We start from the raw sequence: 12591 nt of genomic DNA on the forward strand, positions 1-12591 counted from the left end.
GAGAGGACACTATTGTCGCTTCAAATATTTATCCTGGGTATGCTGAGTGAGGGTGAGCATCATCCATATGACATTAAGAAGAACCTCAAACCACTGGACAACACGGTGTCCATCAACGACGGGACGCTGTATTATAACTTCGAGGTGTTGTTGAAGAAGGGGCTTATAAAGAAGCTCAAAGTGGTGCAATCAGACAATCGTCCTGAGAAGACCACCTACGGTATTACGGACAAGGGAAGGATAATGCTGGAAGAGGAAATATATGATGTTTTCAAAAATTTCAGCGATATCCGATCACTGTATTCTTCGTTGTTGTTTCTGGATAAGGTCGATCCCCATAAACTTGCTTATGTCATTGAGGAGGCCATTGAGAAGCTGAACAAAAAGGTCAGCCTCATAGAAGAAACCGATCCTGCGCTCACCATTATTCCGGTGGAGAGACGGGAAGCCGTTAGTCTGATTATGGATCATGCGAACCAAACGTATCAAAAGGATATCAACTGGCTCCATAAGGTGCTGGCTACTGTCCGTGAGCGCGCCGGGGCTGAATAGCAGCACAGCAAATGCTACTTCTAGTTAGTTACCGGGAGTGAGAGATGTGAAAATCGCCAGATTCGATCATTTGGTGCTGACTGTCCGCGATGTAGAGGCTTCCTGCCGCTTTTATGGCGAAGTCCTTGGGATGGAGATCATCTCATTCGGACAGGACAGGAAAGCAGCAAAGTTTGGACAACAAAAGATCAATTTCCAGCAGGTTGGCCAGGAGATTGACCCGAAAGCTAAGCGGCCGACGATGGGGTCCGGCGATTTCTGTCTGATTACCAGTGATTCACTGATTGATGTAAAAAAGCATTTGGCAGAGCAGGGTGTCAAAATTGAATTGGGTCCGGTGGAGCGTACAGGCGCACTTGGGCCGATGTACTCCATTTATATCAGGGATCCTGATGAGAATCTGGTTGAAATCTCTTCATATGAACCCTATGTGCGCATGCAAGGGAAATAAAAAGGATTATATTTTTATGCAGACAGCCTCTAGCTCGGGGGCTGTTTTTTTCCATTTCTAAAGGGAAGACAGGTTTCTTATTTGAATAATGTTTCATAAAAACATATCTTCTTTGGATATTTGTGGAGAGTTGGATTTCGAAGCTTGAAATTGGCAAATAGGCCTTGATCTAACTGGGCAAAAGGGATATCCAGTGTGTTGCAGTTAGCTTTTAATCATGGCTATCGCCTCTAGGCTGTTAGTTGTATAATCATGGAAGAAGAATGTGGTTATTAAAGCTCAAAGCAGGGATACATAAAGACTATAAAAAGGCGGACTCTTGAATGAATTATGAATTGTTACGAGCTACTAAAAAAGAAAAAGAAATCATAAAAAACTTAATGCAATTTTATATTTATGACTTTTCTGAATTTGTATTATGTGATGTTGAAGTGGATGGACTTTTTGGGGCGTATCCTTTTTTAGACGAATATTGGGAAGAAGTTAATCAACGGTTTCCTTATGTCATTAAACAAGATAAAAAATATGCAGGGTTTGTGTTAGTAAGGTTCATTGAATCAGAAGAACGTAATTATTTTTCAATCGCAGAGTTCTTTATTATGAAGAAGTATAGAAAAGAAGGAATTGGTAAAGCAGTAGCCAAACAACTATTCGATTTACACAAGGGCGACTGGGAGGTTTATCAATTAGAAAGTAACCAACCAGCTCAAGCTTTTTGGAACAAGACCATTAACGAATACACACAAGGGAAATTTAAAGAACGATTCGAAGAGGGGAGAAGAATACAAGATTTTACCAACAAAGTAGAAAGAGTTGATTGTTTTGAATCATCAGTGTCCAAAATGTAATATTGATATGACCCGCTCGAGAGCAACAAGTGCAATTGGGAAGTTCTCAGCAATAAAAGAACCAGTTAAAAATTTTACAACAAAAGAAAGCAGTCCGATCATTCCGTTTGTATGCTCAAACTGCGGATTGACGGAGTGGTATGTAGAAAATCCTGAGAATTTCAAATGAAGTCTACGGTAGCCCCTTTAATTTATTCCAAATCCAAGACATGGTAAAAAGTTAAGCTTATCGCCCTTTGGTTCAGTCCTCCTTGAATAAGGTTAAGAGGCCAAGGAGTTGGCAAACCGGCATTTAACATACGAAGAGGTATCCTCCAGCCATTCACGGCTTGGGGGATACCTCTTTGTTTTATTTTCCAAATAATAAATATTTTTACCTAATCGTGTCAATAAGAGCCTTCATGCGTACCGGAATCTCTTCGCGTATTTCTGGCCAGGAGACAAATGTCTCCTCAGGCAAGGGATAGGGAACATATTCGAACGAAGGCTGAAAACTGAAGGTTCGTAAATGCGCTTCGGCTGGCGGATCGATATGTACTCCTGGCTTGAATTCACCACTGAACATGTCCGGTTCCAGCACACCTTCGATTCCCGCTTCTTCCTGGCAGCATCTCTCGACGTTCGGGAGCAGCCGGAACAATTCTTCATGTGCGGCCATGGCGTGTTTACCAGGCTGAACATAGATTTTGATCACACCATCATCGGTCAAATTGCTGCGGTCGCGCATTAATCCTACCAGAAAATGGCCATGGAAGCTGACTTCAGCGTACTCGATGCCACCGTCATGATTCAGGTATACCCAAACATGCTCCAAGTCATAAATATGTTGAATGTCATAATCGTAATAAATAGCGTACTCAATGACCAGGCTATACTTGCTGGTATCGACATGGACGATCCGGTCAAAAGAAACTGAGGGTGCGGTCGTCTCAAACACAGTGACTCCTACACGATGCGGTTTGAAGGGCTCCCGGCGGTCCAAATATAGTAACGGTGCAACGCGAAGTACAGTGTCCCAGAAGGGACGAAGATGGTCGACAACAGGCATTAGCAAAACCTCCAAGAAATAATGATTGATTTTTTTGTCCTATTCATTGTAACATTAGATTAAGCGCTTTACCTATACAATTAATATAAAATGATTGCATTTACATTTATTTAATTTTGATAAGCGCTTAACTCACAAATAGGGAGGATACAATGACTACTATCCGCTTAACAATGGCACAGGCCCTATTAAGATTTCTGGATCAACAGTACATTTCCTGCGACGGAGTAGAAACAAAATTTGTTGCCGGGGTAATGGGAATCTTTGGTCATGGCAATGTAACCGGTCTTGGTGAGGCCCTGGAGCGAAGCTCAGGCAGTCTGAATTTCATCCAAGGCAAGAATGAACAGGGGATGGCACATGCGGCCACCGCGTTCGCTAAACAACACAATCGCAAACAAATTTATGCCTGCACCACTTCCATTGGTCCCGGTGCTTTGAATATGGTTACTGCAGCCGGAACGGCAACGGTCAACCGCATTCCGCTGCTGCTTCTTCCGGGTGACAACTTTGCTTCGAGACAGCCTGATCCGGTACTACAGCAACTTGAAGCCGGTCATGACTATACTATTTCGGCAGCCGACGCTTTTAAGCCGGTGAGCAGATTCTGGGACCGCATTGTCCGCCCTGAACAACTGATGACTTCGGCACTGAACGCGATCCGCGTGCTTACAGATCCGGCCGAGACTGGCGCGGTTACTCTGGCACTGCCACAGGATGTGCAGGCTGAAGCTTATGATTATCCGGCATCCTTCTTCGAGAAGCGTGTGCATTATGTAGAACGCCAACAACCGGCTCCCCAGACTCTGGAGAGAGCGATTGCCCTTGTGAAGTCCAAGCGCAAGCCAATGATTGTCGCCGGTGGAGGCGTTAAATATTCAGAGGCGACGAAAGCGCTTGCTGAATTTGCAGAGAAATTTGGTATTCCGGTATCGGAAACACAGGCAGGCAAGGGCTCCTTGCCTTGGAACCACCCGCTTAACGTTGGCGGAGTTGGCGTGACCGGTGCTTTGGCCGCCAACAAGGTAGCCAAAGAGGCAGACCTGATTATTGGTATCGGAACAAGATATTCCGACTTTACTACCTCATCTAAATCTGCGTTTCATCCGGAAGCGCAGTTCCTGAATATCAACATCAACCGTATGGATGGCGCCAAGCTTGACGGCGTAGCCTTGACGGGAGATGCGAAGACGGTCATCCTTCAGCTCTTGGAAGGCTTGAACGCTGCAGGTTATAGCAGTTCTTATGCTGACGGGCAGATCACCGCGCTCGGTACCGAGTGGAAGAATGAGGTAGACCGACTGTACGAACTGGAACATCCAGAAGGCTTCGCTCAGACGCGCGCACTTGGCGTCATCAACGAGACGATTGGCGACGAAGCCGTTATTGTCTGTGCGGCAGGCAGCTTGCCGGGCGACCTTCACCGCCTGTGGCGGGTCGGACAGCCAAAGGGCTACCACATGGAATATGGCTTCTCCTGTATGGGATATGAAGTCAGCGGAGCTTTCGGCGTTGCACTTGCAGAGCCGGAACGTGATGTGTACGCCTTTGTCGGAGACGGCAGTTATCTGATGCTCCACTCCGAACTGGTCACAAGCCTCCAGGAAGGGCGCAAGATCACTGTGCTGCTATTCGACAATCATGGTTATCAATGTATTCATAACCTGCAGCGCGGACATGGTAGTGACGGCTTCGGTAACGAATTCCGTTATCGTGAACAGAGTACAGGCCGCTACACAGGAGCGCCGCTCCCGATTGATTTTGCAGCACATGCCCGCAGCCTTGGAGCAGCCGCATACAAAGCGACTACACCAGAAGAACTTGAGCAAGCCCTCAAGGCGGCGAAGGAAGAAACACGCACTACCTTAATTGAAATTCCGGTTCTTGCCGGTACGAATACCGACGGTTATGAATCCTGGTGGAATGTAGGGGTTCCCGCCGTTTCCTCAAGCACTAAAGTTACGGATGCGCATCAGGCAATGAACGAGAAGTTATCTCAGGCGAGAGTCTACTAGGAGGACTAAGTGATGACACGGTTTCCATTTCAATTAGGCGTTCACCCTATTAACTGGGTCGGCGAAGATGTTAAAGAGCATGGCAATGATACCACTTACGAGCAGATTTTGGATGATATACATTCCTTGGGTCTTAAGGGCACAGAGATGGGCAGAAAGTTCCCGACGGATCTCGCATTGCTGAAAGAAGAGCTGGCGAAGCGTGATATTCAGTTAGTCTCCCAGTGGAAATCCGTATTGTTTTCCGATCCGGCTTATCGTGAGCAGGAACTGGAAGCTTTCCGGGAACATGCCAAATTCCTGCAGAGCATGGGCAGCAAAGTTATAAGCACTTGCGAGGTAGGCGGCTCTTTGCACTTCGATCCGAGACGGACGCCAAATGAGAGTGAAGTCATTCGTCTTGATGAAGCGGGCTGGGCCAGCCTGGTTGAAGGCCTGAACGCTGCGGGCAGAATTGCCCAAGAGTATGGCTTGAAGCTGACTTACCATCATCACGGCGGCACTGCTGTAGAAAGCCCGGAAGAAATCGACAAGCTGATGGAGCTGACAGATCCACAGGCTGTATATCTGCTTTTCGATTCCGGTCATGCATTGTACGGCGGGGCGAATCCGCTGGATGTCCTGCGCAAGCATTATGATCGGGTGGCCTATGTGCATCTGAAGGATGTGCGTCCAGCGCTGCTGGAGCAGGCTAGAGCAGACGGCGTAGACTTCGTCACCTGCATCCGCAGAGGCGTGTTCACGGTTCCTGGTGATGGATGCATTGATTTCAAACCGATTATCGGCGAGCTTGTGAGCCGAAACTATACAGGCTGGGCGCTCCTCGAAGGGGAGCAGGACCCAGGCGAGCATCCGGCTCGTGAATATGCAGAGAAGGCACTCCGCTACTTGGAATCTTTACTATAAACGAAGGAGGGTGAACCTATTGTCTTACATTTTTCCTTCCGGAAGGAAGTTTGACTTTACTGCGATTGGCCGCTTGTGCATCGATTTGAATGCGAATGAGATTAACCGGCCTATGGAAGAGACAATGACGTTTACCAAATACGTTGGCGGATCGCCTGCTAACATTGCGATTGGCATGAGCCGATTGGGCCACAAAACAGCATTTATCGGCAAGATTGCCGATGACCAGATGGGACGGTTTATCCAAGGGTACCTGGAGAAAGAAGATATTGATACCAGTAATGTCGTTACAGACAAGACGGGTGCGGTTACAGGACTTGCTTTTACCGAAATCAAGAGCCCGAGCGAATGCAGCATTCTGATGTATCGCGACAATGTAGCTGATCTGAAGCTGGGACCGCTTGAAGTAAATGAGGAGCTGATTGCTAACAGCAAGGCCCTGCTTGTATCGGGTACAGCGCTTGCCGCCAGTCCTTCCCGGGAAGCTGTGCTTCTGTCCCTGGACTATGCCCGTAAGCATGGCACCACAGTCATTCTGGATATTGATTATCGTCCTTATACCTGGAATTCTGCCGAAGAAACAGCGGTATATTACAACCTGGCGGCAGAGAAAAGCGACATTATTATTGGCACAAGAGAAGAATTCGACAGCATGGAGCGGTTTGAAAATAACCACGATCATAGCGACAGCTTCACAGCTTCCAAGTGGTTCAACTACTCTGCCAAACTCGTTATTATCAAACACGGCAAGGAAGGTTCCATTGCTTACACCGCAGAGGGACTGGAGCAACGGGCTAAATCCTATCCGGCGAAGGTTATCAAGACCTTTGGAGCTGGCGACTCTTATGCCGCAGGCTTCATTCACGGGCTCATGTCCGGTCTGACTATTGAGAAAAGCATGGAATTCGGCAGTGCGGCAGCATGTATCGTCATTTCCAGCCATAGCTGTTCAGATGCCATGCCGACTGTAGCACAAGTTGAAGATTATATTGAACGCTGCAACCGCGGCGAAATCATAGCTGGCTAAGCAAAGCCGCTAAATCTACTATAAGCGAGGGACTACGATGACAACGAAGTTAAAGAACTGGATCGGCGGAGAATGGGTGGAGTCTTCCGCTGCACAATACGATGATGTGTACAACCCTGCTACAGAAGAAGTATTGGCGCAGGTGCCATTGTCTTCCAAGGGTGACGTAGATTCAGCGGTCCAAGCCGCCCGCAAGTCTTTTGAGAGCTGGAGCCGGACACCGGTTCCGCGCCGGGCACGCGTGCTTTTCAAATATCAGCAGTTGCTGGTGGATCACTGGGAAGAGCTGGCTACCCTGATTACGAAGGAAAATGGTAAAAGCCTGGGCGAAGCGCGTGGCGAGGTGCTGCGTGGGATCGAATGCGTCGAGTTTGCTGCAGGTGCACCAAACCTGATGATGGGTAAACAATTGCCGGATATTGCGTCCAACATAGAATCGGGCATGTACCGTTATCCTATCGGCGTAATCGGCGGTATCACGCCGTTCAACTTCCCGATGATGGTACCTTGCTGGATGTTCCCGCTGGCGATTGCCGTTGGTAACACCTTTGTATTGAAACCATCCGAACGTACGCCGCTTCTGGCGAATCGTCTGGCTGAGCTGTTCCATGAAGCAGGCTTGCCAGCTGGCGTGCTGAACATCGTACACGGCGCACATGATGTCGTGAACGGTATTCTGGAGCATCCGGAGATTAAGGCAGTATCTTTCGTTGGCTCACAACCCGTTGCAGAGTACGTGTATACAACAGGTACGGCGCATGGCAAACGGGTGCAAGCATTGGCTGGCGCGAAGAACCACTCCATCGTGCTTCCTGACGCGGATCTGGATTTGACGGTTAAAGAAATCGTCAATGCCGCATTTGGCTCTGCCGGCGAACGCTGTATGGCTTGCGCGGTTGTAGTCGCTGTCGGTGATGTTGCCGATGAGCTTGTTGAGCGTCTGGCTGCCGCTGCCGATCAGATTTCGATCGGTAACGGTCTGGAAGAAGGCACGTTCCTCGGCCCAGTGATCCGTGGCGGACACAAGGAAAGAACCCTTGGCTACATCGAATCCGGGGAAGCCGAAGGCGGTGTGCTGGTTAGAGACGGACGGAAGGATGAAGCTGTTCAGAACTCCGGCTACTTCGTAGGACCAACGATCTTTGACCGGGTGAGCAGCGAAATGAAGATTTGGAAAGATGAAATTTTCGCACCGGTTCTGTCCGTGATGCGTGCAGATACGCTGGAGGATGCAATCGCTATTGCCAATCGTTCAGAGTTCGCAAACGGGGCTTGCTTGTTCACCAGCAACGGCAGTAGCGTGCGTCAATTCCGCGAAACTATCGATGCAGGTATGCTTGGGGTCAATCTCGGTGTACCGGCTCCAATGGCCTTCTTCCCGTTCTCGGGCTGGAAGAAATCGTTCTACGGTGATCTGCATGCCAACGGAACGGATGGCGTGGAATTCTTTACCCGCAAAAAGATGGTTACCGCTCGCTGGTAATCGATAATAGCAGCCTTACAACAACGAAATAGCAAATCCCCGGCTGTGAGCCGGGGAATGATTTACACCCCACTACGAAAGGCTGACGACTATGAAGAAGCTGAAATTCGGTATTATCGGTGCCGGCAGAATCGGGAAAATCCATGCCGACAACTTGATTAGACATCCGCAAGCAGAAATTCTCGCTGTGAGCGACCTGTTCGCAGGTCCGGAGCTTGAAGAATGGGCAGCATCCAGAGGCATTGCTATCGTCACTAAGGACAGCGAAGAGATTCTGAACCATCCTGAGATTGACGCTGTATTTATCTGTTCTTCCACAGATACGCATGTCCCTCTGATCAAGAAGGCGGCCGAGCAAGGCAAGCATATTTTCTGTGAAAAGCCACTTAGTATGGATATTCGTCAGACTGAAGAAGCCATTGAAGCTGTATCTAAGGCAGGCGTACAACTGCAAGTCGGCTTTAACCGCCGGTTCGACCATAACTTCAAACGGGTGCGTGAGCATGTACAAAACGGAGCCATTGGCGACACTCATCTGATCAAGATTACCTCCCGTGATCCTGGGCCACCACCAGAAGCATACATTAAGGTCTCTGGGGGCATCTTCATGGATATGATGATCCATGACTTTGATATGGCGCGTTTCCTCTCGGGCAGTGAAGTTGAAGAAGTATACACACAAGGTAGTGTACTGATTGATCCTGTGTTCGGCCAATATGGCGATGTGGATACAGCGATTGTGACCCTCCGTTTCGCGAACGGTGCGCTTGGCGTCATCGATTGCAGCCGCAAGGCGGCTTACGGTTATGACCAGCGTGTAGAGGTGTTCGGATCGAAAGGCTCTGTAACGGCCGCTAACGATTTCCCGAATACGGCTGTTTTGAGTACAGAAGACGGCATCCAAAGCGACAAGCCGCTGCACTTCTTCCTGGAACGTTATAATGCAGCATATGTAGATGAAACACAGCAATTTATCGATACCCTCCTACTAGGCAAGGCAGTTTCGGTGAATGGAAATGACGGCTGGCAGGCGGAAAGAATTGCCCGGGCAGCGAAGCTTTCTATGCAAGAGAACCGTCCGGTAAAACTCTCGGAATTACAATAAGGAAAGGTTGTGAAAAGCGTGAGCAAGCTGATTGTTAGTCCGGATTCCAAGCGTTCAGGAAATCATCCCGCTCTATCGGTAACACCGGAGTCCGCTGGCTGGACCTATGTAGGGTTTGAGGTCTATCGACTGAGTCCAGGCGAGACGTTAAGCCAGTCTACAGACGGAAACGAGGTATGTTTGGTGCTTCTGAGTGGTAGAGCAGACATCGCGACTGCCAATGCTTCCTGGCTCAATATCGGGCAAAGAATGAGCGTGTTCGAGCAGATTCCACCTTATTCTGTCTATGTACCGAATGACAACCGTTTCAAAGTTACTGCTGTGACTGAACTGGAGCTTGCGGTATGCAAGGCCCCAGGCCACGGAAACCATGACGCGCGTCTGATCGCTCCTAGCGATGTAGGCGTTGAGGTTAGAGGAGAAGGGTCTACGCAGCGGTTCATCCATAATATTTTACCGGAGCAGGAACCGGCAGATAGTCTGCTGGTAGTCGAAGTATTTACACCACAGGGGCACTGGTCGAGTTATCCTCCGCATAAGCATGATCGGGATGCACTCCCCGACGAGTCACTGCTGGAAGAGACTTATTACTTCCATGTGAAGCCTGAGCAGGGTTTTGCCGTTCAGCGTGTATACACGGATGACCGTTCCCTCGACGAGACGCTGGCTGTCAAGGATAGCGAAGCTGTGCTCGTACCGAAAGGGTATCACCCTGTCTCGGCGCCTCCTGGCTATGATGTATACTACTTGAACGTGATGGCTGGACCAACCCGGATCTGGAAATTCCACAATGATCCAGATCACGAATGGCTCGCACAGCCCCGCACTACTGCTCCAACTGAGAGTGAATGAGTGTTGCAAAAAGAGTATATTCATCGGATAATAACGTGATAGGGGTTTGACCGAAGAGAAGCTATCCCTTAACAATCCGATAATAATGAGGCTATGCCATGAAAGCAACCACGATATATGATGTTGCGAAGGAAGCGGGCGTATCGATTGCCACCGTCTCCAACGCAATTAACGGTAAAGGAAAAGTAAGCAAGAAAAGACGTGAAGAAATTCTGCAGGTGATGGAGCGGCTGAATTATCAGCCCAGTGTCATTGCGTCTGCTTTGATGGGGAAGAAGACCTACACGATAGGTCTTCTGATTCCGGACGTCTCCAACCCCTTTTTCTCTGAGATTGCGAGAACGGTAGAGGACCTGGCGCATTCAAGCGGCTACAGTGTCATCGTTTGCAGTACGGACAACAGGGATGAACGCGTAGAGAAATACATCCGGCTGCTGGAGCAAAAAAACGTTGATGGTATCCTGATCGGAACCGGCTTGGAGAATGCGGAGATTCTGGCGCTGCTCGCAGAAAAATCCTTTCCGATTGTTATGATTGCGCGGGAGGCCGCGGGCATTTCGGTGCACAGCGTCCTGACGGACGACTTCAGAGGCGGTGAGCTTGCCGCCCGGTATTTGCTGGGTAAGGGCCACAAGCGAGTGGCGGTTCTTTCGGAGAATTTCAAGGTGAGCAGCAGCTTTGAGCGGGTCAGAGGTTTCCGGTTTGGATTATTCGAAGCAGGGATTTCACTGAACCCGGAGGAGATTCTCTCCTGCGAGTCGAATATTAAAGACGGCAAACGGGCAGCCGCTGCGATCATTCGCGGATCGGAACGTCCCACGGCTTTGTTCTGCTGCAACGATTTGCTTGCTATCGGCGCGCTGCAAGCTGCTAAAGAAGCGGGGATATCCGTACCGGAACAGCTGTCGATCATCGGCTTTGACGATACTATACTGTCCACCGTGACGAACCCGACGCTGACAACCATTGCTCAGCCTATGGATCAGATGGTGAAGCTGGCGTTCGATCTGCTGATCGGAAGTTTGGATAACGCAGATGATATCAAGCAGAGAATTGTCATGCAGCCGGAACTGGTCATCCGGGAATCCACAGGCAGTCCGCCAATCGAATGAAGAGGATGGTCATAAAGAATATGGACGACAAGAGGTTAATTATCTTTTTTGACAGCGGCGACACCATTGTAGATGAATCGACCGAGATTCGGGACGAAGAAGGCATCGTTATCAGTGCGGACCTGATCCCTGGAGCAGATATCACGATTCAAACTCTGCATGAGAGAGGCTACACGCTGGCCTTGGTGGCCGATGGCGATGCACAATCTTTCAAGAACGTATTCAAGCAGCATGGACTTCACGATTATTTCAGCGCAATGATTATTTCTGAGAATATTAAAGCGATCAAACCTAGCCCTCGGATGTTCAAGGCTGCAATCGGCGCGCTTGACTTGTCTGAGCAGGATTTCTCCCGGACTGTCATGATCGGTAACAACCTGAGCCGTGATATGAAGGGAGCTAACGCACTTGGCATCACCAGCATCTTTCAGAGCTGGACGCCGCGTTATCCTCACGAGCCGGCGGATGAATCCGAACGGCCGACACATACCGTCAGTGAACCGCTGCAATTGCTTGAGCTCATTGAACGGCTGAATGCCGAACTGCAATAATAAGGCTGATTGCCTGTTGTATAGATTGTGCTAGAAAATATCATTCGGGGATAAGGACATCTCTCCCATGTTGAGAATTTGAAGTTCAATCTGTGCGTGCCCTTTGTCCGAAGGATGGATTATTAACCATCCTTCGGACAAAGGGCTGTTTTTTTATATTAGAGGTTTGACCACCACCTTGGGCCACCCACCGCGCGCCGGGAGGCGCACGCGGTGCGGAATGTATAGATAACAGGATTATAAACACAACGCAATTTCGAAAATGACTCCGACGTCTAATTAACGGTCTTTTTGTAGCCTAAGGTACAAAATAGAAATGAACCCTTCTGTATGCTTAGTTCACAAGGATTGCACGGCTTCAACTGACAAATGCGCCGAAAAGCTCAATTCACTTGATAGGGAATTGTAATAACGGGAATAACTCCTGTTATTTTGATTGAGTACTCTTCTTTTCTAAAAATAACAGGAAAATATCCAGTTAATCACCTCATACCAAGATTATTGAGGGGGAAAACAGGTAAATAACTGGATAAATTCCCGTTATTTACTGTAAATAAAGTGAGAGGGGGAAATTAACGGTATATTTTCCTGTTATCAAATCCTTCCTAAGCTCGTACGTAGACTCAGGCGAATATTCCGGT

General features: G+C 48.7%; 12 protein-coding genes. 11 read left to right on the plus strand and 1 reads right to left on the minus strand.

Going from position 1 to position 12591, the window contains the following annotated elements; all coding sequences use genetic code 11:
• Positions 1 to 12 precede the first annotated feature (12 nt).
• The 3 genes from HPT30_RS16485 to HPT30_RS16495 all read left to right on the plus strand — a co-directional run bounded on the left by HPT30_RS16485 (position 13) and on the right by HPT30_RS16495 (position 1851).
• Positions 13 to 552, plus strand: coding sequence for a PadR family transcriptional regulator (locus tag HPT30_RS16485; RefSeq protein ID WP_175372450.1), 540 nt, complete (start codon positions 13 to 15; stop codon positions 550 to 552).
• Positions 553 to 598: 46 nt separating this feature from the next.
• The gene (locus HPT30_RS16490; protein ID WP_175372451.1) at positions 599 to 1003 is read left to right on the plus strand and encodes a VOC family protein; all 405 of its coding nucleotides are present in this window, start codon (positions 599 to 601) and stop codon (positions 1001 to 1003) included.
• Positions 1004 to 1326: 323 nt separating this feature from the next.
• Entirely contained in the window at positions 1327 to 1851 is a 525-nt protein-coding gene (locus tag HPT30_RS16495; protein ID WP_175372452.1) for a GNAT family N-acetyltransferase, read from the plus strand.
• Between the two features lie 373 nt (positions 1852 to 2224).
• On the opposite strand, the gene HPT30_RS16500 is transcribed toward HPT30_RS16495, so the two are convergent.
• Positions 2225 to 2899, minus strand: coding sequence for a hypothetical protein (locus HPT30_RS16500; protein ID WP_175372453.1), 675 nt, complete (start codon positions 2897 to 2899; stop codon positions 2225 to 2227).
• A gap of 152 nt (positions 2900 to 3051) precedes the next feature.
• Between HPT30_RS16500 and iolD the strand changes: the two genes are divergently transcribed.
• The 8 genes from iolD to HPT30_RS16540 all read left to right on the plus strand — a co-directional run bounded on the left by iolD (position 3052) and on the right by HPT30_RS16540 (position 11950).
• Positions 3052 to 4914 carry a 3D-(3,5/4)-trihydroxycyclohexane-1,2-dione acylhydrolase (decyclizing) gene (gene iolD, locus HPT30_RS16505; protein ID WP_175372454.1) on the plus strand — a complete coding sequence of 621 codons (1863 nt, stop codon included), beginning with the start codon at positions 3052 to 3054 and terminating at the stop codon, positions 4912 to 4914.
• 12 nt (positions 4915 to 4926) lie between these two features.
• A complete protein-coding gene (gene iolE / locus HPT30_RS16510; RefSeq protein WP_175372455.1) occupies positions 4927 to 5820 on the plus strand; it encodes a myo-inosose-2 dehydratase in 894 nt (297 codons plus the stop codon).
• 19 nt (positions 5821 to 5839) lie between these two features.
• Positions 5840 to 6847, plus strand: coding sequence for a 5-dehydro-2-deoxygluconokinase (gene iolC / locus HPT30_RS16515; RefSeq protein ID WP_246317181.1), 1008 nt, complete (start codon positions 5840 to 5842; stop codon positions 6845 to 6847).
• Between the two features lie 37 nt (positions 6848 to 6884).
• Positions 6885 to 8330 carry a CoA-acylating methylmalonate-semialdehyde dehydrogenase gene (locus tag HPT30_RS16520; RefSeq protein ID WP_175372456.1) on the plus strand — a complete coding sequence of 482 codons (1446 nt, stop codon included), beginning with the start codon at positions 6885 to 6887 and terminating at the stop codon, positions 8328 to 8330.
• Between the two features lie 91 nt (positions 8331 to 8421).
• A complete protein-coding gene (gene iolG / locus HPT30_RS16525) occupies positions 8422 to 9435 on the plus strand; it encodes an inositol 2-dehydrogenase (RefSeq protein ID WP_175372457.1) in 1014 nt (337 codons plus the stop codon).
• 18 nt (positions 9436 to 9453) lie between these two features.
• Entirely contained in the window at positions 9454 to 10287 is an 834-nt protein-coding gene (gene iolB, locus HPT30_RS16530; RefSeq protein WP_175372458.1) for a 5-deoxy-glucuronate isomerase, read from the plus strand.
• 98 nt (positions 10288 to 10385) lie between these two features.
• Positions 10386 to 11399, plus strand: coding sequence for a LacI family DNA-binding transcriptional regulator (locus tag HPT30_RS16535; protein WP_175372459.1), 1014 nt, complete (start codon positions 10386 to 10388; stop codon positions 11397 to 11399).
• 20 nt (positions 11400 to 11419) lie between these two features.
• Positions 11420 to 11950, plus strand: a complete 531-nt coding sequence (locus HPT30_RS16540; protein ID WP_246317182.1) for an HAD family hydrolase — start codon at positions 11420 to 11422, stop codon at positions 11948 to 11950.
• The last annotated feature ends 641 nt before the right edge of the window (positions 11951 to 12591 follow it).

Source organism: Paenibacillus agri, assembly GCF_013359945.1.
Taxonomy (GTDB): domain Bacteria; phylum Bacillota; class Bacilli; order Paenibacillales; family Paenibacillaceae; genus Paenibacillus_AQ; species Paenibacillus_AQ agri.